The 23,029-nt window shown below is 61.3% G+C and carries 19 protein-coding genes and 2 pseudogenes; 12 read left to right on the top strand and 9 right to left on the bottom strand.

Translation table 11 applies throughout. The annotated features are described in order from the left end of the window. Positions 1-6: 6 nt before the first annotated feature. Both H4I97_RS21050 and H4I97_RS21045 read left to right on the top strand, forming a co-directional pair. Positions 7-2,091: a 4Fe-4S binding protein gene (locus H4I97_RS21050; protein WP_182308947.1), complete on the top strand. Its 2,085-nt coding sequence runs from the start codon at positions 7-9 to the stop codon at positions 2,089-2,091. Further along, a complete protein-coding gene (locus H4I97_RS21045) occupies positions 2,088-2,963 on the top strand; it encodes an FAD:protein FMN transferase (RefSeq protein ID WP_182308946.1) in 876 nt (291 codons plus the stop codon). Before H4I97_RS21050 ends, H4I97_RS21045 begins: the two co-directional genes overlap by 4 nt. A 2-nt stretch (positions 2,964-2,965) precedes the next feature. Here H4I97_RS21045 and H4I97_RS21040 read toward each other — a convergent pair whose 3' ends face one another. Together H4I97_RS21040 and pedF are read right to left on the bottom strand one after the other, a co-directional pair. Then, positions 2,966-3,862, bottom strand: a complete 897-nt coding sequence (locus tag H4I97_RS21040) for a substrate-binding periplasmic protein (protein ID WP_182308945.1) — start codon at positions 3,860-3,862, stop codon at positions 2,966-2,968. A gap of 5 nt (positions 3,863-3,867) precedes the next feature. Continuing rightward, positions 3,868-4,554 carry a cytochrome c-550 PedF gene (gene pedF, locus H4I97_RS21035; RefSeq protein ID WP_182308944.1) on the bottom strand — a complete coding sequence of 229 codons (687 nt, stop codon included), beginning with the start codon at positions 4,552-4,554 and terminating at the stop codon, positions 3,868-3,870. Positions 4,555-4,704: 150 nt separating this feature from the next. Between pedF and H4I97_RS21030 the strand changes: the two genes are divergently transcribed. The 4 genes and pseudogenes from H4I97_RS21030 to H4I97_RS21015 all read left to right on the top strand — a co-directional run bounded on the left by H4I97_RS21030 (position 4,705) and on the right by H4I97_RS21015 (position 8,887). Next, positions 4,705-5,892, top strand: coding sequence for an ABC transporter substrate-binding protein (locus H4I97_RS21030; RefSeq protein ID WP_182308943.1), 1,188 nt, complete (start codon positions 4,705-4,707; stop codon positions 5,890-5,892). 1 nt (position 5,893) lies between these two features. Then, a pseudogene (locus tag H4I97_RS21025) lies at positions 5,894-6,841 on the top strand (YVTN family beta-propeller repeat protein); the annotation flags it as partial. Between the two features lie 493 nt (positions 6,842-7,334). Further along, positions 7,335-8,048, top strand: coding sequence for an ABC transporter ATP-binding protein (locus H4I97_RS21020; protein ID WP_182308942.1), 714 nt, complete (start codon positions 7,335-7,337; stop codon positions 8,046-8,048). After that, a complete protein-coding gene (locus tag H4I97_RS21015) occupies positions 8,045-8,887 on the top strand; it encodes an ABC transporter permease (protein ID WP_182308941.1) in 843 nt (280 codons plus the stop codon). The genes H4I97_RS21020 and H4I97_RS21015 overlap by 4 nt, the downstream gene beginning before the upstream one ends. Positions 8,888-8,947: 60 nt before the next feature. Here H4I97_RS21015 and H4I97_RS24650 read toward each other — a convergent pair whose 3' ends face one another. The 3 genes from H4I97_RS24650 to H4I97_RS21005 all read right to left on the bottom strand — a co-directional run bounded on the left by H4I97_RS24650 (position 8,948) and on the right by H4I97_RS21005 (position 10,591). Continuing rightward, entirely contained in the window at positions 8,948-9,256 is a 309-nt protein-coding gene (locus tag H4I97_RS24650) for a hypothetical protein (protein ID WP_244658928.1), read from the bottom strand. Then, entirely contained in the window at positions 9,163-9,531 is a 369-nt protein-coding gene (locus H4I97_RS24645; protein ID WP_280527699.1) for an ATP-binding cassette domain-containing protein, read from the bottom strand. Before H4I97_RS24645 ends, H4I97_RS24650 begins: the two co-directional genes overlap by 94 nt. Positions 9,532-9,616: 85 nt before the next feature. Then, entirely contained in the window at positions 9,617-10,591 is a 975-nt protein-coding gene (locus H4I97_RS21005; protein ID WP_182308940.1) for an ABC transporter substrate-binding protein, read from the bottom strand. A 190-nt stretch (positions 10,592-10,781) separates the two neighbouring features. Between H4I97_RS21005 and H4I97_RS21000 the strand changes: the two genes are divergently transcribed. The 6 genes from H4I97_RS21000 to H4I97_RS20980 all read left to right on the top strand — a co-directional run bounded on the left by H4I97_RS21000 (position 10,782) and on the right by H4I97_RS20980 (position 17,582). Next, positions 10,782-12,548 carry a PQQ-dependent methanol/ethanol family dehydrogenase gene (locus tag H4I97_RS21000; RefSeq protein WP_182308939.1) on the top strand — a complete coding sequence of 589 codons (1,767 nt, stop codon included), beginning with the start codon at positions 10,782-10,784 and terminating at the stop codon, positions 12,546-12,548. Positions 12,549-12,662: 114 nt separating this feature from the next. After that, a complete protein-coding gene (locus H4I97_RS20995) occupies positions 12,663-13,346 on the top strand; it encodes a response regulator (RefSeq protein ID WP_244658896.1) in 684 nt (227 codons plus the stop codon). A 93-nt stretch (positions 13,347-13,439) separates the two neighbouring features. Continuing rightward, complete coding sequence (locus H4I97_RS20990) at positions 13,440-14,306, top strand: FIST signal transduction protein (RefSeq protein WP_244658895.1); 867 nt, start codon at positions 13,440-13,442, stop codon at positions 14,304-14,306. Further along, on the top strand, positions 14,213-14,590 hold the full coding sequence (locus H4I97_RS24640; RefSeq protein WP_244658894.1) for an FIST C-terminal domain-containing protein: 378 nt from the start codon (positions 14,213-14,215) through the stop codon (positions 14,588-14,590). Before H4I97_RS20990 ends, H4I97_RS24640 begins: the two co-directional genes overlap by 94 nt. Then, the gene (locus H4I97_RS20985) at positions 14,587-16,779 is read left to right on the top strand and encodes a PAS-domain containing protein (RefSeq protein WP_182308937.1); all 2,193 of its coding nucleotides are present in this window, start codon (positions 14,587-14,589) and stop codon (positions 16,777-16,779) included. Before H4I97_RS24640 ends, H4I97_RS20985 begins: the two co-directional genes overlap by 4 nt. 167 nt (positions 16,780-16,946) lie before the next feature. Next, positions 16,947-17,582, top strand: a complete 636-nt coding sequence (locus H4I97_RS20980; RefSeq protein ID WP_182308936.1) for a DUF6064 family protein — start codon at positions 16,947-16,949, stop codon at positions 17,580-17,582. 103 nt (positions 17,583-17,685) lie between these two features. Here the strand turns inward: H4I97_RS20980 and H4I97_RS20975 are convergent. The 4 genes and pseudogenes from H4I97_RS20975 to H4I97_RS20960 all read right to left on the bottom strand — a co-directional run bounded on the left by H4I97_RS20975 (position 17,686) and on the right by H4I97_RS20960 (position 23,024). Continuing rightward, positions 17,686-19,502: pseudogene (locus H4I97_RS20975) on the bottom strand (ABC transporter ATP-binding protein). A gap of 2 nt (positions 19,503-19,504) precedes the next feature. Beyond that, on the bottom strand, positions 19,505-20,383 hold the full coding sequence (locus tag H4I97_RS20970; RefSeq protein WP_182308935.1) for a metallophosphoesterase family protein: 879 nt from the start codon (positions 20,381-20,383) through the stop codon (positions 19,505-19,507). Positions 20,384-20,451: 68 nt separating this feature from the next. After that, positions 20,452-22,008: an ABC transporter substrate-binding protein gene (locus H4I97_RS20965; RefSeq protein WP_182308934.1), complete on the bottom strand. Its 1,557-nt coding sequence runs from the start codon at positions 22,006-22,008 to the stop codon at positions 20,452-20,454. 92 nt (positions 22,009-22,100) lie between these two features. Further along, the gene (locus tag H4I97_RS20960; protein ID WP_244658893.1) at positions 22,101-23,024 is read right to left on the bottom strand and encodes an ABC transporter permease; all 924 of its coding nucleotides are present in this window, start codon (positions 23,022-23,024) and stop codon (positions 22,101-22,103) included. Between the last annotated feature and the right edge of the window lie 5 nt (positions 23,025-23,029).

Here is a 23,029-nt window from a genome sequence, read left to right as displayed (position 1 = left end):
ACGGCCATGAGGAGACACCTGGCACTGCTGAGCCTGTTCGTTCTCTGCATGCTTTCTGGCGCCCACATTGTGCAGGCGGCAGCGCTCGGCCGCGAGGCTCTCGCGGAGTTGATCGTGCCGCCCTATGCGCTTGGCGAGAAGGTGAATCAAAAAGGCGTGTGGGCGCTGCTCAATTCCGGGGGAGCACAGGCGGGGTATGCCTTCGAAACCGGACCGCTCGCACCGCTTCCGGGTTTTTCCGGCGCGCCTATCGACATGCTCGTGCTAATCGACAAGGAGGGCCGCTTCCTGGACGTCCGGCTTATCAAACAGAACGAACCCATCTTCGTGTCGGGTCTTGGTGAAGCGCCATTGCGCGCCTTCCTCGAGCAATATCGCGGTCATTCGATCCGCGAGGCGCTCGTGGTCGGAACACCGTATGGAGAGGCGGGAGGCGGCTCCAGCCTCGTCTATCTCGATGGTGTGACCAAGGCGACGGCGTCCGTCCGCATCGCGCACGAAACGATCCTCGCTGCGACACTCGCCGTCGCGCGGGAGAAGATGCAAGGCCTCACAAGCGGCCCGCCCGTACACCCCAATCCGTCGGTCGACGAAAAGCTTGACTGGGCGACGCTCGTCGAACGCAAGTTGGCCCGGCATCTCAAGGTGACGAACGCAGAACTTGACGATGCGTTTGCGGGTACACAATGGGAGAATGATGACCCGGAGGCAGCGAACGATCCGGAGGCCTTCTTTCTGGATCTCTGGGTCGTGGACATCGGCCCTCCCGCAGTTGCCCGAGCGGTCTTGAGTGATGAGAGTTTGGGCGAGATTCAGGGCCTCGTGCGCGTGTCCCCGGACGATGAGCCGGTACTGATCATCGAATCCGGCCGCCACGGACTCGTTTCGGCGGACTTCGTGCGCAACACCGCGCCCGACCGGATTATGGCCATGCAGGACGGGTTGCCCGTCGCCCTGCGCGATGCCGACATGATGATCGAAGTCCGGCCGGAAGTGCCGCGGGGTACGACGATGATCCTGAGGATCGACCGCCGTTTGGGTTTCGATCCCACGCGGGAATGGACCCTCTCCGCCCTGGCCGTACGTTCCCATGGCATGTTGCTGCCCGAGATGCGCTCCGTCGAATTCCCGATCACGGTCAGGGCTGACCCAGCTTCCTTCATCCGACCGGAAGTCTCCCGCAGGTTATCGCCATGGCAGGCGGCAATCATCGGCCGCAAATGGGACCTCCTCGTGCTGGCTGCCCTTATCGTGGGTTTGCTTGGCGCGGTCGGCCCCGGTATGCACCGGCTGGCTACACCAACGGTGCTGCGCCCGACACGGTTTGCCTTTCTGACGCTGGTCATCGGGTTTGTGGGTTGGTGGGGCCAGGGGCAGTTATCGATCGTCACGCCCCTTGCTGTTCTCCGGCAAGCAGGGGATGGCAACCTGTCGGTTCTGCTGTACGACCCTTTCTCGCTCATGGTCTGGGGCGCTGCCATTCTCGGGTTTGTGCTCTGGGGACGCGGTCTTTTCTGCGGCTGGCTCTGTCCGTTTGGCGCAATGCAGGAATTTGCCCACCATCTCGGCCGCTTGTTTCGATTGCCACAATGGAGACCGTCGCCAGTGTGGGACAGGCGATTGAAGGTCGGCCCATGGCTCTCGCTCGCCGGCCTGGTCGCAGTCAGCCTCATTGCCCCGGATAAGACCGAAACAGCCGCAGAGATCGAGCCCTTCAAGACAGCGATCACAACCCTATTCCAGCGCGAATGGTATTACGTCGCCTACGCGGCCTTCTGGATGCTTCTCGCTACAGTGACCTTCAAGGGGTTCTGCCGTTACATTTGCCCGCTCGGTGCAGCGATGGCTCTCGGTGGACTGCTGCGCACGCGGAACTGGATACCCCGGCGACTGGAATGCGGTTCTCCTTGCCAGCTCTGCCGGGTGCGCTGCCCCTACGGTGCTATAGGAAGAACCGGGCGCATCAATTATTCCGAGTGTTTCCAGTGCCTCGATTGCGTTGCGATCCATGATGATGCGACACAATGTGTACCGCGAGTGCTGGCTTATCGAAAACGCCCGACGGTTACCGAGGCGGAGGTCCCTGCATGAACCGGCGTCGCTTCTTGCTCATCGCCGCGGCCATGACCGTCCAGAATGCTGCGCGCGCGGAGGTGACCTCCTGGCAAGCTGAGATGCTGGGCGGGTTAGTACGGGTGGACCTGCGCGGTCCCCGTGGTCTGTCTCGTTACGTTGCGGAATCGATCGGCACGACGATCGCAGAAATCGAGGCGACAGCAAGCCTCTTCAAACCGACGTCCGCAATCAGCCACCTGAATACTCTTGGTCACCTCGACAATCCGCCCGCTGCACTTCTCGAGCTTCTTCATCTCGCCGCCTATGTCCATGAGGCAACCGGCGGGCGGTTCGATCCAACGGTGCAGCCGCTCTGGCGCGCCCTTGCCGAGGGCAGAGACACGACGCAGGCGCGTGCAGCGATCGGCTGGAAACAGGTGCGCGTCGGTCCGTCTGTTCGGCTGGGCGAAAGGCAAGCGGTAACGTTCAACGGCATCGCCCAAGGCTACGCTGCCGACCGGGTGCGTAGCCTCTTGCGGGATGCAGGCTACGCTCAAGCTCTTGTGGAGATGGGAGAGTTTGCTGCCCTCGGTGGACCGTTCAACGTCTCGGTCGAAGATCCGACTTGGGGCCGGGTTGCAATCCGCCGCCTTGGAGGCACTGCGATCGCAACGTCTAGTCCCTCCGCCATGACGCTCGGTAACGACTTTCACATTCTCGGTCCGCATGGCGAGCGGCCCTGTTGGTCGACGATCTCGGTAGAAGCGGAGAGCGCGGCGATCGCCGACGGTCTTTCCACCGCCTTCTGCCTGATGTCGGCCGACGAAATCCGCGCAACGCGTGACCGGATCAGAGAGGTGACGCGCGTAACGGCGGTGGATGCCACAGGCGACGTCTCCACATTCTGAAGCTACCGCTGCGGCGGTGTGAAGGTCAGTCCGTATTGGGCAAAGATGCGACTGATCTCACCGTCGCCAAGCGCGTTTTCGATCGCATCATCGACGGCATAGGCGAGATCCCTGTGCTGAAAGCTGACACCGACGCCGATCGTCCAGTTCCCCCGCGCGAAACCCACGAGCGGCGGGGAGTGCACCTTCAGCCCGCCCTCAGGATGGCGAACAATCCCCGCCTCCAGTTCAGCGCGCGGTCCCATCGCCGCCTTCGTATCTCCTGCCGCAAGTCCATCCATGGCCGCGGCGGTCGATCGAAACCGGTGGATCTTGCCGGCGGGGCCGATCAGCGATGTAAGATAAAAGTCGGCAATTGAATCGTTCTCTACAGCGACGGGATCGAACCGGAAGAAAGGCGGGGTTGGACCCTTCTCCTCATAATCGGCACCCTGATAGGCGATGGCGATGTTTTCGGCGGCATACTGTCCGGTAAACGTTACCTGTTCGATGCGGCAAACAAGCTCGCTGTCATAGGGCACATGCAGCATGACGTCGCTGACGCGACCGCCCACGGCGGCCCCCTTCCAGACGTAGTTCATCAGGTCGGCTTCGAGGTTCTCACCAGCCGCAACGAGGCGGAACTTTGGCTCCACCCCCAACGCCTTCGCAATCAGCCGGCCGACCTCGACATCCACGCCGGCCGCCCTCCCCTTCTCTTCAAAGGACCATGGCGCATAATCCGCATAAACCGCGAACTCGATCCAACCGTCCGTCAGGATCCGGTCGAATTCACGGCCGACATCTTGTGCAAACGTGTTCTGCGGCCTGGCCTGAGGCACATAGCCTTCGCAACGCGCAACGGCGCCGCCCGGAAGAGCGACGCCGATTGCCAGTGCAAGAGAAAGGCGGCGTACCATGGCAATTACTGCGTGGCCGAAAGGCCGACCGTCAGCACGTCTGACGCTCTTTTCCAACTTTCCGGCTCGTCCGAGAGGATGCGCGCGGCTTCATATGTAACGCTGTCGGCGACGGGAGCACCGGAAGCTGTCTTTACGCCGATGGCAATCGTCTCAAGCTCCTTCTTGAGAGCTTCGGTATCGGCGACCTTCCCGCTGCCCAGTTCGTCGCGGATTTCATGCAAGCGCTTCGCATGCGCATCCAGAGCACCATCTTCCGGCCGCGTTTCCACATAGGTGCGAATGGCCCAGGCCGCCTTTTGCCCAAGGATGTCCCCAAACGCCGGCATCTTGGTCGTACCATCCTGAGTATAGCCGTGCCGAAAGCGCTCGATAAACCATTCGTCACCATACTCCTCCGCCTCAAGGAGCCGCAGATCGGGTGCAAGACCACCGGAGACCGCGCCAAGGCCATGACAGCGTGCACAATTCTGGTTGAAGCCCGACCCCCCGATTTCGACCGCCTTCAGCCAGACCTCATGGCCGGCTTTGGCCTCTCGATAAGGGTTTTCGCCCAGCCACTCATCACCCACCTCGGGCAAGGCGTCCGTGTTGACTGGTTGTGGCGCGACGTCGCCGTGAGCGACGACCAAGCTCGTCGTCGCCATGAGAATGAAAACGGCGATCCCGCCGCGAATACTATTGGCCGTCATGCGGTCCTCCCTCGCATTTCCAATTCGCAAACATGTAAGGCAGCAAGGACGCGGCGCGATATGCGACCTAGGTCGCGCCATCCCATGGCACCAAGGTCGTATTTCGGCTTCTCACGCGTGCCGCCATTCTCGGGCCGGGGAGGATGCTATATGCGCGAAAGCTTCAACGCGTTCCGGAGTAGCCTGTGGTTCGCGGCGGCGATCTTCTGCTGGGCGTCCTCTGCCATGGCTGAAATTGCTATACCGATGGCTTATCTGAGGCAGGAAATTCAGGCGCCGCCAGTCCTTTCCAACCTGGATCCCATTCCGGAAGACCGGGGCATTGCCGGAGCGCAGGTCGCGCTGGCAGACACCAAGACGACCGGCAGCTTCATGGGCCACGATTATAGCCTCGCGATCGCGTCAGTCGAGCCGGGAGGCGACTTCCTCGGAGCGGCCCGCGCGGCGCTCGCCACATCGAAGATCCTGTTTGTCGACGCGCAGCCGCAGGACATTCTGGCCGTGGCCGATCTGCCTGAAGCCAAGGACGCCCTGCTCTTCAACGTTGCGTCCGGCGCAAGCCAGCTGCGAGATGTGGACTGCCGCATCAATGTGTTGCACACCATGGCCGAAGACACCATGCGCAGCGATGCACTGATGCAAGTGCTGAGAGCCCGCCGCTGGACTCGAACGGTGCTGATTGTCGGTCCAAAACCCGAGGACCAGGTTTTTGCCGAGAGATTGCGCGCCTCGGCGCAAAAATTCGGCGTCGAGATCCTCGCCTCGAAGAACTGGACCTTCAATACTGACCTGCGGCGGGCTGCCGGCCGCGAACTCCCACTGTTCACCCAGGACTTTCCCGATCACGATGTTCTGCTGATCGCCGACGAGGCCAATGATTTCGGGCGCTATGTCCAGGACAATACGTGGCTGCCCCGCCCGATCGCCGGGTCGGACGGCTTGCATGGCGAGGGATGGGCGCCAGTGCTTGAGCAATGGGGAGCAGTGCAGCTACAGAACCGGTTCGAGAAGACAGCGGGCCGCGAAATGGGCTCGCGCGACTATGCCGCATGGATAGCGCTACGCACCATCGGCGAAGCTGTCACTCGCACCAATTCTGCCGACCCGGTCACGCTGCGAAAGTTCATACTCTCTCGCGATTTTGCGCTCGACGGTTTCAAGGGCCGCAGCCTTAGCTATCGGGATTGGGACGGCCAGCTTCGCCAACCCATGCCGGTGGTCAATGCCCGCGCACTGGTCGAACTCGCCCCTCTCGAGGGATACCTTCACCAAAACAACGAGATGGACACACTTGGCCTGGACCGGCCCGAGAGCGGCTGCACCGCCTTTGGAGGATGAAATGAGACTTCAAGTCCTGCTTACCGCGACCATGTTGGCCACGACGTCTCTTGAAGCCGTCGGAGGGGAGATCTGGGTAACGAACGAAAAGGATGACACCATTTCGGTTGTCGACACTGACCAGCTCGAGGTCGTGCGCACCATCCCGACCGGCGAACGGCCACGCGGGATTACCTTCAGTTCCGACTGGAGCCGGGTCTATATCTGCGCCTCTGACAGCGACACGGTTCAGGTAATGGATCCTGCCACCGGCAAGATCTTGTACGATCTGCCCTCGGGCGAGGATCCCGAACAGTTCGTACTCGCTCCCGACGACAGGCATTTGTGGATCGCCAACGAGAACGACGCCGTAACCACGGTTGTCGACGTCGACAGTCGCCAGGTCGTGGCTCAGATTAACGTTGGCATCGAGCCGGAAGGAATGGCCGTCTCGCCAGATGGCAAGACCGTCATCACGACGTCGGAAACGACCAATATGGCGCATTGGATTGACACCGAAACGAGGAAGATCTTCGCCAATACGCTCGTCGATCCCCGCCCGCGCCATGCCGAGTTCGCCAAGGACGGCACCGAACTCTGGGTCTCCTCCGAAATTGGCGGCACAATCACCGTCTTCGACGTGGCAACGCACGCCGAGAAGGCCAAGATCTCCTTTGAGATTGCCGGTATCAAAGCTGATCTGATTCAACCTGTCGGTTTCACGTTCACGCCCGACGGCAAAACGGCTTTCGTCGCGCTCGGGCCCGCGAACCATGTTGCGGCAATCGACACCGATACGTTCGCAGTCAAGACCTATATCCTCGTCGGGCGTCGGGTCTGGCATCTCGCATTCTCGCCGGACCATAAGCAGCTCTTTTCCACCAATGGTGTCTCTGGGGACGTGACCATCATCGATGTCGCGTCGCTAGAGCCCGTAAAATCTATCAAAGTCGGACGCTTCCCCTGGGGGCGGCGATGCGGCCATAACGATCCGGGGGACATGTCGGTGAAGAACAGGATTATCGCAGCCTTGGCGCTCACGGCCCTGCCTTTCGCCTCGCTGGCGGACGCCAACGAGATCACGGCAGGCATGGCACCTGCCGGCATCCTTGCGAAATCCAACCGCGAACGGCTACCGAAGCTTACGCTTGCGGCCGGTCAGCCGATTGCCGAGGAGCCGCTGAGGTTGAAATCCGGACGATTTTACACCCTTGAAATCGAGGCGGACGGCAGCCAGGAGCTGGCGCTCGAGGGAGCCGGCTTCTTCCGGGCGGTCTGGATCAACGAGATCGTCATCGAGGGTATCGAAATCCGGCCGTTCGGGGTCGCTTCGATCGAGTTCGACGAGAGCGGCAAGGCGGAAATCAGCTTTGTCGCCATAAGGCCCGGAAGCTACCATCTCACGGTTCCCGGCAGCAAAGGCGACACGCAACAGGTCACAATGACCATAGAGTGAGCAGGACATGAGTGGCCTGATTTTAGAAGACGTGAGCCACAACTGGGGCACCCGGCATGCTCTTGACGGCGTTTCCTTTTCGGTCGAGCGTGGACGCTTCTGCGCTCTGCTTGGTCCGAATGGCGCAGGCAAATCAACATTGTTCGGCGTGCTCACGCGGCTGTTCCTTCCACGAGAGGGCCGGATCGCAATTGCTGGCCATGACGTGGGGCGTGAACCGCGTGCGGCACTTGCCCGTATGGGCGTGGTGTTCCAGGCCTCGACGCTTGATCCGGACCTGACCGTCAGGCGCAATCTGCTCTATTTCGCCGCCCTTCACGGGCTTTCAGGGCGAGAGGCGGAGACCCGCATCGTGGCGGCACTCGAGAGGCTCGGCATGGCCGAGCGTGCCGGGGAAAAGGCCGCAAGCCTCAATGGAGGCCACCGCCAGCGCATGGAGATCGCCCGTGCGCTCGTCCACCGGCCCGAGGTGCTACTGCTGGACGAGCCGACCGTCGGGCTGGACGCAGCCTCGCGCGCCGCAATCACACAGCACGTCCACGATCTTGCCGCAGAGGGGCTGACCGTGCTTTGGGCAACGCACCTCGTGGACGAAGTACGAAGTCGGGATCAGCTCGTCGTCCTTCATTGCGGTCGAGTCCTGTCCGACGGTGAGGCAGGGGAAATCGGTGGTGACGAGTTGAACCAACACTTTCTCGCGCTTACAAGGGAGCAAACATGACCGTGGAGGTGTTCTTGACGGCGGAGCAGGAGACCGCTGGTCTTTTCAGGCCGCATGCCCTGATCACATTGCGGGCGATCGTGCACCGAGAGGCTCTGCGGTTCCTCGGGCAGCGAGGGCGGCTCATCGCGGCGCTGGTCAGGCCGCTCGTGTGGCTCTTTGTCTTCGCCGCCGGTTTTCGCGCCGCGCTCGGACTCTCGATAACACCGCCCTACCGGACCTACCTTACTTACGAAATCTATATCGTGCCGGGACTGATCGGAATGATCCTGTTGTTCAGTGGCATGCAGTCCTCGCTCAGTCTCGTCTATGACCGAGAGATGGGATCGATGCGGCTGTTGCTAACGGCACCCTTGCCTCGCTGGTGGCTGCTTGCCTGCCGATTGCTGGCCGGAAGTCTGATCGCCGTGTTGCAGGCCTATGTCTTTCTGGCAATCGCGGCCCTGTACGGTATCCGCTTTCCCTGGCTCGGCTACGTGGCCGCGGCCCCGGCAATGGCACTCGCCGCGATGATGCTTGGTGCGCTTGGCCTGCTGCTCTCCTCCTTTATCCGGCAATTGGAGAATTTCGCCGGGGTCATGAACTTCGTCATCTTTCCAATGTTCTTTCTCTCCTCGGCTCTGTACCCGCTGTGGTCGATGGCCGAAGCCTCTCCTCGCCTGAGAGACCTCTGTGCGCTCAATCCCTTTACCCATGCGGTCGAACTCATTCGCTTCGCACTCTATGCAAAGAGCAACACGACGGCGCTTGCCATTACGCTCGCCGCCTTCATCGTCTTTGGCCTTGTCGCCGTTTGGGGTTACGATCCCGCACGCGGAACGACCGCGCGAAAGACATAACCCACCCGAGCGCGGGCAATAGCCTGGAGAAGAACTATCCGCACCCAGTCCGGCTCCCGATCATCTGCAAGTCGGCTGCTGCGATCCCGAAGTCGTCTCTGAGGTCACCGCGATTTGGAAGCGCGCCTGGGTGTTTTGATCTTCCTCCAGGATACGGGCCGGGCGGCCCTCCATCCGAAGAATTCGTCCGGCAAGACGATCGGCCTCGCCCCGAACATGGGTGACGAGGAGCGTCGCACAGGGACGATCGGCAATCAGACGTTCGAGCAGAGTCATCATGTCCGAAGCAAGCGAGGGATCGAGACTGACGAAGGGCTCATCCAGGAGCAGCAGCTCCGGTGCACAGGCAAAGGCCCGCGCCAGGGACAACCGTCGTTGCTGTCCGAGGGAAAGCATATGAGGAAAGCGATCCCCAGCCCAGCGAGCCCCACCTTTTCCAGCCAGAGCTCCGCCTCCTCACGTGATATTCGTGCGATAACCGTGAGGTTTTCAACTGCCGTACGCCACGGCAGGAGCAGTGGTTCCTGGAAAACCATGGCGATGTGGGCCGTCGCTTCACGATGGCCGCTAAAGCAGTGGTCGAGGCCGCCAATGATCCGTAGCAAGGAAGTCTTGCCGACGCCCGACGGGCCGGTCAGTGCCAATGTCTCCCCCGGCGAGAGCGTAAGGGCGATGGGGCCGAGCACCCTGCCCGGCCCGCCGGCGTGAAGATCGAGCTTCAGGACGGGTTCAGCTGCCGGGGTGGTGGAAGACGCCATCAGGCAGCTCTTTCAGATCCCCGACCAGATCGGAACCACCGAGTTCGGCCATGAGCGCCAGCATCCTTGCTGCGGCCCGTTCGTTGACGGCTCCCTGCTTCGGCGTGCCGGCCAGGAAGCCCGCCTTCAAGGCCTCGAATTCCGCGTCGGTCTCAGCCCGCATCATCGGTCGGATGCGTGCCCAGGCGCTCGGATCGGTGGAGAGTTTCTCTTTTGCCTGGCGCGAGGCAGCGGCGATTGCTTCACCGAGTTTCGGGTGCGTCTTCAGGACCTCGCCACGCACGACATAACCGATGAGCGGTGTTTCCGGATCGAGGCCGAGAGCTCTGGCGGCCTCGTCCACCCCGAGCAGGGTGCGCATGCCCGCAGCCTGCATCCGGGCGCCGAAGTTCCAGAAGTTCAAGGCCCCCTGCAGCTCGCCACCGAGCGCCGCCTTGTAGACGAGTGGCGGAGCAGCGAAGACCTGCTCAGTCGTTTCGGCAAGATCGAAATGCTCGACCTTCTGCGCATACGCGCGCAGGATTAGCCAACTCTTGTCGATCGGGCTGCCGGCAACACCGATCTTTTGTCCTTTCAGGTCGGCAAGCGTCTTGGCCCGACTGTCGGCCGGTACCATCAGCCCGCCAACGGCGCGTGAATAGGGGATGAAGACAAGATCGCGGCCGGCGGCCCGCTCGCGCGCCACCCAGAGCCAGTCGGAAACGATCATGTCAACCTCACCGGCGACGAGCGCGATCTGAGCAGCAGGTGCCCCGGCGATGTCGGTCACGGCTATCGAGAAACCATTTGCCTTGTCGAAGCCATAGTGGCGGATGGTATCGGCCTCCCAGTTTACCGTGCCTGAAAGCTGAAGTGCCGCCCTGATGACGGGCGTTTCCGCGAAGGCTGGCATGCTGGAAAGAAGCGCAGCGACCGCAGCGCCGATGAGTGATTTCAGGAATGTCATAGCTCTCCTCCCCTTGAACAGTCGAATGGTATCCCCCCGCTCATATGGCTCGATATACGACCTATTGGGGGGGCTCTGCGGTGCCCAAGCCTCCAAGATTACGACCAAGGTCCAATTCATGGTGGTGGCGAGTAGGCGGATGATCCGCATGTGGAGCCCGCATCCTTTGTGGGCATGGAGGGAGGATGTCATGAGGAGTCTCGTACTGGCCGCGATTGCGGCCATCGCCTGCGCGAGTGCCGCGCATGCCGGTGTGACGGAAGAGGATATTGCAAAGGACGCCGAAACCGTCGGCGACGTCTTGACCAACGGCATGGGTCGCGGCCTGCAGCGTTTCTCACCGATGGAGACGTTGAACACCAAAAACGTCAAGAATCTCGTGCCGGCCTGGGCGTTCTCGTTGGGCGGTGAAAAGCAGCGTGGTCAGGAAAGCCAGCCGATCATCTACGACGGCATCATGTATATTACCGGCTCCTACAGCCGCCTCTATGCAATCGACACGAAGACCGGCAAGGAAATCTGGCAATATGATGCGCGTCTTCCGGAGGGCATCTTGCCCTGTTGCGACGTGGTCAACCGCGGTGCGGCGATCTTCGGCGACAACATCTATTTCGGCACCCTTGATGCCCGTCTTGTGGCATTGAACCGCAAGACGGGTGATGTGGTCTGGAACAAGAAGATTGCGAACTACAAGGAAGGTTACAGCTATACCGCCGCACCACTGATCGTGAACGGCCTCGTCATCACAGGCAATTCCGGCGGCGAATTCGGCATTGTCGGCGAAGTGCAGGCGCGCGATGCGCAGACCGGGGAACTTGTCTGGACCCGACCGGTGATCGAGGGTCACATGGGCACCTACAAGGGCAAGGAAAGCACGATGACCGGGACGCTTAATGCGACATGGCCCGGCGACCTGTGGAAGACCGGCGGCGGCGCCACTTGGCTCGGCGGTTCCTATGACGAAGACACCAAGACGCTCGTGTTCGGCGCCGGCAATCCCGCACCCTGGAACAGCCATCTCCGCAACGCCGGCAAGCCGGTCGAGGGCAACAAGGGCGACAACCTTTATGCCGCCTCACGACTCGGCATCGATCCTGAGAATGGCGAGATCAAATGGCACTTCCAGACCACTCCGCGTGAGGGCTGGGACTTCGACGGCGTCAACGAGGTTGTGCCCTTCGTCGACAAGGACGGAAACAAGCGCTTTGCGACGGCCGACCGGAATGGCTTTTTCTACGTGCTGAACCGCGAAGACGGGAAGTTCGTCTCCGCCCATCCGTTCGTGAAGAACATCAGTTGGGCAAAAGGCATCGATGAGACGGGACGTCCGATCTATAACGAGGACAACCGGCCAGGCGACGCGGCGGCAGCTGCCAACGGCTCCAAGGGCCAGCAGGTCTTTGCCGTTCCCTCGTTCCTCGGCGGCAAGAACTGGATGCCCATGGCCTACAGTCCGAAGACCGGCTTGTTCTATGTTCCTTCCAACGAATGGGGCATGGACATCTGGAATGAGCCGATCAGCTACAAGAAGGGAGCCGCCTATCTCGGCGCAGGCTTTACCATCAAGCCGCTCTTCGAAGACCATATCGGCAGCCTGAAGGCGATCGACCCCAATACCGGCGAAATCAAGTGGGAGTACAAGAACGGGGCGCCACTTTGGGGCGGGACGATGACCACAGCCGGCGGGCTCGTCTTTTTCGGAACGCCCGAAGGCGATTTCATCGCGCTCGACAACGAGACCGGGGAGGAACTCTGGAAGTTCCAGACCGGCTCGGGGATTGTGGGACAGCCTGTGACCTGGGAACAGGACGGCGAGCAATATGTCTCGGTGATCTCCGGCTGGGGTGGCGCGGTGCCTCTCTGGGGCGGCGAGGTGGCCAAGAAGGTCAATTACCTCAATCAGGGCGGGATGATCTGGACGTTCCGCTTGCCCAAGGAGCTCGCATCGCTGAACTGAACCGGTGCCGGGCGGAAACGCCCGGCTTTCTCCTTTTCCACGGGCCAGACAGGCCGATGAAGACGGACGAAAACCATGTTATGCTATCGCCAGCCTTTTCGGGAATTTCGTGTAATGCCAATTCCGACCGTCGAGAAGCCCGTGCGTAAGTTGAAATCGGCGTTGATCGTTGATGATCACCCGTTGTTCTGTGACGCGCTGGCAATGACGTTGACGGGGCCCGTCGGTATCCCGGACGTGGAGGCTGTCGGGACTCTGGAGGCTGCACTGGCCCGGTTGGAGGCAGGCCCTCTGCCGGACGTCGTGGTGCTCGACCTGAACCTGCCCGATGTCAACGGCCTCGACGGAGTGGTGCGTCTCCGGCGCGCCGTGTCGGAGACGCCGATTGTCGTCGTGTCTTCGCTCGACGAGATCCGCGTGGTACGAGCCTCACTGAAAGCGGGAGTGAACGCCTTCGTGCCAAAACATGCCTCGCGCGAAGAGTTTCGCGAGGCTTTCTCGGTTATAGCACGCGGCGAAATCCATGCGAGCAGCATGGCACTCGAAGCCTCGTCGCCTACGCCGTCCGAAGAGGCAGTCAAACGCTTGGCGCTGTTAACACGCCAGCAAGCGCGGATCCTGCAACTCATTTGTGCCGGCCGAATGAACAAGCATATTGCCTACGAGCTTTCGATCGCCGAGACCACGGTAAAGGCGCACATTACCGCGATCATGCGCAAGCTTGGCGTGCAAACCCGCATGCAAGCCGTCCTGTTCGCCCAGGAGGCCAGTTTCAACACGATGGTGAACGACATCTGAAAACAGTTGATCGGTCACGACTTCGCGCTGGCACGCGGGTCGCCAGATGCTTTAGACTCGATGACGGGGGAAAGGCGGAGGAGGCCATCGCCCGTGGAGGAACAGTTCGTTGCGCGTGCGCGCGTTTCAGCGCACGACACCTGCCCGGTCGAGCTCCTGGCGGCAAGCCTTGGCCCCGGCCCGTTTTCGCTTGTCCTACTCTTCGTTTCTCCTGAGGCTAACGTGCTTGCCACCGTTTCGCACGCGGCACTAGCCTGGCCGGACGCCCGAATCGCCGGTTGTACGACAGCGGGTGAGATTTCCAGCGCAGGCTATGATGACGGAAGCATCGTCGCGGTGGGCTTTCATGCCCGCTATTTTGCTGCCGAGACGCTGCTTGTTTCGGATCTCTCGACGCTCGTTGCGAGCGAGCTTTCCGATGCGCTGTTGCATCTTCGCCAAACGCTCGCTCGCGAGAGTGGACACTTTCCGGAAGAGTTCGCTTTGCTGCTCGTTGACGGCCTGTCGACCCGTGAGGACGAGCTGGCCTCGGCGCTCGCTGCGGGCACCGGGGCAATGCCGCTGATTGGCGGTTCGGCGGGCGACGGCGCCCGCTTCCGCGAGACTTTGGTCTTCGACCGCGATCGGGTTCTTGCAAACGCCGCCGTGATCTCGGTCATGCGCAGTTCTTGCCCGATGCGCACTTTCAAGATGGATCATATCAAGCCGACGGAGCGGCGGATGGTCGTGACCGAGGCGGATCCGTCCGCCCGCATCGTGCGGCGGATCAATGCCGAGCCCGCTGTGCACGAATATGCCCGGCTCATCGGGATGCATCCGGAAAGCATCAACACGCTGACCTTTGCAATTCATCCCTTACGGTCCGCATGGGTGAGCGTCATTATGTCCGCGCGATCCAACGGGTTTTGCCCTCGGGAGAGCTTCTGTTCTTTTCTGCAATTGATGAGGGTATGGTTCTGACGATCGCCGAACCGAGGGATCTTGTGACCCATCTGGCAGACGAGCTGCAGGCCATGAAGCAACCACGAGACCCGGTCGCCATTCTGGCCTTCGATTGTGTACTGCGGCGGATCGAGGCTGAGGAAACGCAGATGACAGGGCGTGTTTCGGAGTTGTTGCGGAAACATGGCGTGATTGGCTTCTCGACCTACGGGGAGCAGATCGGCCCCATGCACGTCAACCACACGATGACCGGACTCGCTTTCTATCCTCCCGGCACCATCGTTTCTGGAACCATCCCATGAACAAGCGCATCTCCGATGGCCTTCTCGATGCCGCTGACGGCGAAGCACGCAACCTCGAAAAAATGCTCGAGATCGCCGATGCCCTGATGCGTCAAGTCGAGCAGAGTTCGGGAGACCGGGGAGCAGCCTTTGAGCAGTTTCGCCGCGCAGCCATCCTCGAGGAGCGTGTCCGACAGCGCACGCGTGATCTCGAAGCAACTCTGAAGCAACTCAATGATGCCAACAGCGCCGCAGAGCGAGCGAGACTTGACCTCTCGCAAGCAATCGAGGCGATCGAAGAAGGCTTTGCGCTGTTCGATCAAGCGGACGTGCTGGTTCTTTGCAGTTCGCGCTTCTGTCGCGATCTTGACGATGTGCGCCGGAGGCTTACACCCGGGATGACCTTTGTCGCCTATGTTGAGGCCGTCAGCCGTTCCAGCCTGCTCGCTCTCCCCAAGGGAGTAGCGCCGGACGTCTGGGCGGCGGAACGGATGCGGTTGCACGGAACGCCGCAAGTCTTCAACGTGGAATTGGCGGGCGACCATTGGCTCCAGGTCAGCGAACAGCGTACCGCGGACGGTGGCACTGTCGTCCTCCAGACCAACATCACCGATATCATGCGCAAGGAACGATCGGAACGGGGCAAGCTTCTGAACGATCAGGCGCGCATGATCGGCGCCACGCTGGAGCACATTAACCAGGGCGTCGGGATCTTCGATGCCAATCGCCGATTAGCGGGATGGAACAGCCGGTTTGCGCATCTTCTGGATATTCCACCACGACTATTGCGGCGGGGAACGCCCTTCGGGTCACTGGCCAACCGCATGGCCCGCACCACAACAATGGGCAAGGGCATTCCTCTTGACGTACTGACCCGTTGGGTTGACGGCACGCTGCCACGCGGGCCGCTTTCCTTTGAACTCGAGCATTCCTCCGGAATCATACTGGATGTGTTCGCGCAGGAGATGCCGGGACGGGGATTTGTTATGTCGTTTGCCGACGTCACTCGTGAACGCCATGCGATACAAGCGATGACCCGCGCGAACGCCACGCTCGAAGCACGCGTAGCATCCCGCACAGGAGACCTAGCGGCAGCGCTCGCCGAGGCAGAGCGAGCCAATTCGGCCAGAGTCCGCTTCGTCGCGGCGGCGAGTCATGACCTGTTGCAGCCGCTTTCCGCCGCAAAGCTGTTCGTCGCAGCGGCGCGGGACGATGCGGATGCGATGCCGATGCGTGGCACCCTTGAAAAGGCACACAACGCACTTGTTAGCGTTGAGGGGATACTCGGCGCATTGCTGGACATCTCTCGGCTTGAGGCCGGCGGTGCTGCAGTCGATATCGGACCGGTTCCCCTTTCCCTTCTGCTCAGACAGCTTACCGACGAATTTGCGCCCATCGCGGCTGGCAAGGGACTGAGGCTCGACATCCTGCCTTGTAAGCTGACGGTATCAAGTGATCCTACTTATCTGCGCCGTATTCTGCAGAATCTGATCAGCAATGCGATCCGTTACACGAGCAACGGTCGCGTTCTCGTCGGGCCAAGACGGGTGAAAGGTCAGGTGCGCATCGAAGTCCATGACACGGGACCGGGTATCCCCTTGGACCAGCAAGAATCGATATTCCGCGAATTTCACCGCATCGAGGGTTCCGCCTCGGCATCAGAAGGCATGGGCCTGGGTCTCGCAATCGTGGAAAGGGCGTGCGGGCTGCTTCGTCACAGGCTCGCACTTCGGTCCACGCCAGGACGCGGTACCTGCTTTTCTGTTGATCTGGCCGTCGCCGTACAGCACGCGAAACCCACCCGTCGGGAGACCACTCCGACGATAGCGGAGGAGCCGGGAGACAACGGCGACTGCATCGCGCTTTTGGTGGAGAACGACGCTGACCTGCGTCGAGCTATCGCCATGCTTCTCGAGCGGAGAGGCGTAAGCGTCCTCGAAGCGACAAGCGGTGAAGAAGCACTCTCACTGCTAGAGGAGATCGGGATCGTACCTGATGTATATCTTGTCGACCAGCAGTTGGACGGGGCTCTGACTGGAATAGAGACTGTAAAAGCCTTGCATGCGGAATATGGCGAGCGCCCAACCCGCATCCTCACGGCAAACCGTACACCAAAGACCCGTCTCGATGCAGAGGCCGCCGGCATCGAGATTATGTATAAGCCGATCGCAGCCGACGCCCTCGAAGCCTTTGTTCTGCATTCCAGCTAGCTGGAGCCGAGGACGCATCGCGGTGCGAACGGCCCCGTAGCCAATCCCATAAACCTCGAACCGGCTGCACCGCCACCGACCGACTTCTTTGTCAGTCGTCAATGAAATCCGGCGCGCGCCCAGCTATTTAGGAAACAGACGAAGAAGCGAACGAAAACGGTACGGCCATGCTTCCTTTCACCATCGAACAGTTCCTTGCAGTCTTCGCCGCCTATAACGCCGCGATTTGGCCAGCGCAAATCGTTGCCTATCTGGTTGGTGCGATGGCCGTCGCGCTCATTTGTTCGAAATCGGGCTGGTCCGACCGGGTGATCGCGTTTGCTCTTGCGCTGATGTGGCTTTGGACGGGCATCGCCTATCACGGCATCTTCTTCTCCGCGATCAACAGGCCAGCCTATCTGTTCGGTGCCCTGTTTGCGCTGCAGGGGTTCTACTTCGTCTTCGCCGGTGTTGTCCGATCGAGGATAGCATTTTCCGCCCGCGACGACCTCGCCGGATGGATCGGCTACGCATTCATTGCCTACGCGATGGTGATCTACCCGCTTCTTGGCGTCGCGACAGGACATTCATGGCCGGCAATGCCGATGTTCGGTGTCACGCCGTGCCCGGTCACGATCTTCACATTCGGAATGTTGCTGCTCGCAACGGGATTTTCGCGCTGGTTGCTTGCCATCCCTGTGATCTGGTCGGTGATCGGCGGTTCGGCCGCCTTCCTGCTCGGGGTGCAGCAGGACTGGCTCCTCCTGATAAGTGGCGCGATTACGATTGGCGCCTTGATGCAGCAGCGGCGCCCGACGGCTTGACTGGTACGGATCATCCACGGTCGGCGACAGACTCTCGCTTGCGCGGGCGGATCCTCCTCCGGATCTCGCCGACCATCTGCAGAGCGCAACCGCCCATCGCTGATCACGCGGTAAGGACTTGATGATCTGTCCCGATGGTTTGATAGATCAGTGGGGATGGACTGTGACCAACTGGACGAATCGGATTCTTCCGCTCGATCTGCTGAACTGATGTGCGCACCCGACGGCGCTCGGGATCCGCAACCGGAACGGCATCAAGCAACTGCCGCGTATAGTCGTGTCGCGGGTGCTGCAGGACTGCATCCGTGCTCCCGATCTCGACGATACGGCCCTGATCGAGGACGGCGACGCGATGGCTCATTTTCTCAATGACAGCGATGTCGTGGGAGATGAAGAGATAGGCAATACCGTCCTGGCGCTGCAATTCCTGCATCAGGTCGATGACCTCTGCCTGAACCGAGACGTCGAGCGCCGAAACCGCTTCGTCGGCGACAATGATCTTCGGCTTCGACGAGAGCGCGCGGGCAATGCAGATTCGTTGGCGTTGTCCGCCGGAAAACTGGTGAGGGTAGCGGTCGATGCTGTCGGCCGGCAATCGCACCCGGGCGAGCAGTTCCGCCGCGACCTCCCGCCTTTCGCGCGGATCAAGCCTTGTGTGAATGATCAGCGGCTCGGTGACGAGCTCGGCGACCTTCATACGCGGATTGAGACTCGCATAGGGATCCTGGAAGATCATTTGCAGGTTTCGCCGCATCGGACGCATGTCGCGACGGCCGAGCGGCATGAGGTCCCTGCCACCGAAAAGGATCCGACCGCTTTCCGGCTCGACCAGCTTGAGGACCGAGCGGCCGACGGTCGACTTGCCTGATCCGGACTCACCCACCAGACCGAGCGTTTCGCCCGCCCGCAGAGTGAAGCTTACATCCTCGACAGCATGGACCCGCGCGACGAGCCGCCTGAGCATACCCTTGTGGACAGGGAACCGGGTGACGAGATTCTTCACCTCGAGCACCAGTCCTTCGGCCGGCTCCGCCTCGGTCTCGAAACCGGGCGCCTCTGCCTTCGACGTCGCGGCAGCGTAGACTGGCGCACCCGAGCCGAGCTTCGGAACGGCATCGAGCAACTCACGCGTATAGGCGGCGCGCGGCTGGCGAAACAGCGCGCCTGTCTCTGCCGTCTCGACCATCGCCCCGTGGCGCATGACGACGACCCGATCAGCCATCTCCGCGACGACGCCCATGTCATGGGTGATGAAGATGACCGCCGTACCGCTGTTTTCCTGCAATTCGCGAATGAGATCGAGAACCCCGGCCTGGATCGTAACGTCGAGCGCGGTTGTCGGTTCGTCGGCGATCAGCAGGCGCGGCGAACACGCAAGCGCCATGGCGATCATCACCCGCTGACGCATGCCCCCGAGAGCTCGTGCGGATACTGCGCAAGTCGGCGACCGGGATCGGAGATGCGAACGCGGTCGAGAAGATCGCGCGCCTCGCGCAACGCCTGGCTCGGTGATAATCGCTTGTGATGGATGAGTGGTTCGCAGATCTGGTCGCCGATCGTCAGCACCGGGTTGAGTGCGCTCATCGGCTCCTGGAAGATCATCGAGATGGAGTTGCCGCGAATGCGCTGCAATTGCGGCCGGCTGATCGCGGCGAGGTCGACGACGCTCTCGTCATCGCGCCGGAACGCAATGCGGCCTTTGTCGAGCCGTCCGCCCTCTCGCTCGATGAGCCCGAGGATGGACAGCGCGGTGACGGACTTGCCCGAGCCGGATTCCCCGACGATCGCAAGCGTTTCACCGGCGAAGATATCAAAGGAGAGACCCTGGACCGCAGCGCGCGGTCCGTTCGCCGTGTCGAACGAGACCGACAGGTTCTCGACCTGGAGCAGAGGGGTTCTGGTTCTGTCGGTCATCGTCATCCCTATTCGGCCGCCTGCTGGAGATGGCGAAGTCGGATTTCCGGATGCTCGTGGAAGGGCGGAAGCGGTTCGATCCAGTGACGAGCCGTCTCCGCGGCGTCGAGCGAAACGCGCATCGAATCCTTGCCGAACACCGTCCAGTCGATCCGGTCCGAAAGCTCGAGAAGAGCATAGGAGCCGGCCGGTTCCGGATGCGTGGTGAAGGTCTCGGTCAGCGATTGCAGGGTGAAATGCGGCTGGCCGTTGACCATGGTCATCGTGTTCCAGTGCACATGACCGGCAAAACAGGCAACCGGCACGCGGGCGCCGGCGAGAATTGCGCGGACGCGCTCGGCTCCCGCCGGATAGGTCGAGGCCTCGGGATTGCGCTGGAAGTAGTAGTTTCCGGCCTGGGAATGGCCCGAAACCGGGACATGGCTGAAGATTGCGAGCGGGCGCGTGGCGTTGCGCACGACGCCGGCGAGCCACAGCAGATCCGCCTCCGGCAGGATGAAACCGCCCGGCCGATGGATCTTGGCATCCGCCCGCCAGATGACCAGGGTCCAGTCACCGATGTCGACCGTGGCGCTGGAAAGATCCTGGCCGAGGATGGCGGCGTTTTCGTCCACGCTCAGATAGTCGCGGTCGTGATTGCCACAGATGTGGAAACGCGGCGTGTTCACACCGGCGAAGATTTCGGCGACGTCCTGTTCCAGTCGCTTGTCCGTCTCCTTGTCACAATCGGAAATCCGGTCGCCCATGTCGATGACGACATCCGGCTTCGTCCGGTCGACGAAACCCGTGAACTCCTCGAGGAGACGGAGCGCAGAGGTGCCTTTCTTAGTGAAGTTGTCCTTGCCGTGATGAATGTCGGTGACGATGCAGAGGCGCGTAGTGGCCATGGATGATCCGCCTTGAAAAAATGGGAGGAACCGGGCGGCAGACACGCCGCCCGATGACGACATGTCTCTTAGTTGGAAGCGACCGAGATGGAGCCGGCGCGGAAGTCGAGCACATATGGGATATGACCCGGCTTGGGACCCCACTGAACGTCCTTCTGCATCGCCCAGGACTCGTATGGCTGATAGAGCACCAGCATCGGAGGATCCTGCTTGATCCGGTCCATCAGCTCGACATAGGCGGCCTTGCGGTCTTCCACCTTCTCAGAGAAGCGGAACTTCTCCCAGGTCGTGGCATAGGCTTCGTCGGTCTTGAAGCGGCCCTCGCCTTCCGACGGTCCTTCGGGTGCCCACATGACGCCGAACGAACCGAAGGGGTCGGCAAAATACATTGGGTTAGACCAGTTGCGCACCATCATGGTCGGATCGCCGCCCGTCCACTTGTCATCGACATTGATGCGGGTCTTGATGCCGATTGCGTTCCACATCTCGGCGATTGCCTGCATGGCGAGCAGACCATTGGTATAATAGACGGCCGAGGTGTCCATCCGGATCTCCTCGCCCTTGTAGGAGGATTCGGCCAGCAGTTTCTTGGCCTTCTCCAGATCGTACTCGAAGGTCTTCAATTCCGGCATGTAGAGTTCGCCGAACTGCTTGTAGGTGTGGGTCGAAGGAACCACGGCCTTGCCGAGCCACAGCGCCTCGTTGAGCGTGTCGCGGTCCACCGCATAGCTGATCGCCTGGCGGAACTTCGGATCCTTCATCACCTCGTTCTGGGTGTTGAAGATCAGGATGTGGAACAGGGGCGTGACGTCGCTCGCGACCTTCAGATTGCTGTTGGACTCGATGGTTGCGAGCTGGTCCGGCGGCACGTTGGTGATGATGTCGACTTCCTTGTTCTTCAGCGCCGTTATGCGGCTCGCCATTTCCGGCACGTAGGAGACGGTCACCTTGTCGAAGGGGGCCTTGTCGCCCCAGAAGGCCTCGTGACGTTCCCAGACGAGCTTTTCGCCCGGCACGAACTGCGCGATCTTGTAGGGACCCGTGCCGATCGGAGCCAGCGAGAAGGCCTCGTAGTCGGAATCCTCGGCGGCGTTCGGGTCACCGGTGAGCGCCTTGGTATATTTCTCCGGAATGATCATCAGTTGCTGCATGTTGATCAGCGTTTCCCAAAGCGGCTCGGGGCGCTTGGCGACGATGCGGATCGTGTGGTCATCGACCTTCTCGGCGCGGTCGAAATTGCCGAGACGGTCCTTGGCGCGCACGACATAGGGCTTGAAGGTCGGCTGCAGCATGCGGTTCAGCGAGAAGATGACGTCGTCGGCCGTCATCGGATCGCCGTTCTGGAAAACGACGCCCTCGCGCAGCTTCAGTTCCATGACGGTCGGCTCGACGAGCTTCCATTCAGTCGCAAGACCCGGCCGGAACTTCGTCTCGGCCGATTCGGCATCCTTGTCGATCAGCACGTCGAAGCTGTTGTAGTAGAATTGCGATCCGACGTTCGAGTGGTCGCGGCCGGGGTCGAGATAGGGCGGCATGTTGGCCGATCCCACCGTCAGTTCGGCGGAAAGGGCACTGCCGCTGGTCAGCGCGAGCAGTGTCGAAGTGATGATCATCCTGGTCTTCATGATGGTCTCCGTTGCAGGGCTTCAAAAGGTCCGGCCGTTTTTCGGACGGCCGGTATTGGTGTCGGCGGCGAACCGCCATCGTCGCGTGGTGCTCAGCGGTCCCGCAGGCGCACGTCCATACGATCGCGCAGCCGGTCTCCGAGCATCTGCACCACGAAGGTGATCAGCAGGATCAGCAGAGCCGGCGCTGCGACGATCCACGGTGCGGTGTGCATGTAGTCGCGGCCGATACCGACCATGGAGCCGAGCGTTGCGGTCGGCGGCCTTAGGCCAAGCCCGAGGAAGGAGAGGCTCGATTCCAGCAACACGATGTTCGAGAAGTTCAGCGTGAACATCACGACGAGCGGCGAGATGACGTTGGGAACAATGTGGCGGAAGGCGATCCGGAACGACGAGGCGCCCGCCGCCCGCGACGCTTCGATGAACGGCATCTCGCGCAGCTTCAACACTTCGCCCCGGATGATCCGCGCGTACTGCTCCCAGTATGCGATGCCGAGCACAACGATCAGAACCTGGATGTCGCTGCCGAAGACGGCGACCGCCAGAAGAGCGACGAGGGTGAACGGAACCGCAATCTGAATGTCGACGAGCGCCATCACCAAGGCATCGATCCTACCGCCGACAGCACCCGCTAGAAGGCCGAGCGTGCCCCCGATCAGCATGCCGATGATCGCGCCGGACAGTGCAATCGAGAGCGTCATCTGCAGACCGTGGAGACAGCGCGACAGCACGTCGCGGCCAAGTTCGTCGGTACCCAGGAAATGCCCGGCCTTGGCGCCGGCAAAACCGATCGGCGGCTTCAACCGTGACAACAGGCTTTGCGCATTCGGCTCGAACGGCGAGATCAGGGACGCTCCAAGGGCGGCAAGCACCAGCAGGACCGCGCAAAGCATGACGAGCCGCATCGGCCAGTCCAGCCCCATCCAGGCGCGCCGCGCCATGGCCAGCCATCGAAGGCGTCCTGAAAGGGGCGAGCACGTCACCTCTGGAAGGGTGTCGATCGTGGTATCGGACATCTTTG

It is taken from the genome of Ciceribacter thiooxidans (assembly GCF_014126615.1).
Taxonomy (GTDB): domain Bacteria; phylum Pseudomonadota; class Alphaproteobacteria; order Rhizobiales; family Rhizobiaceae; genus Allorhizobium; species Allorhizobium thiooxidans.
This window is presented reverse-complemented; position numbering and strand designations above follow the sequence as displayed.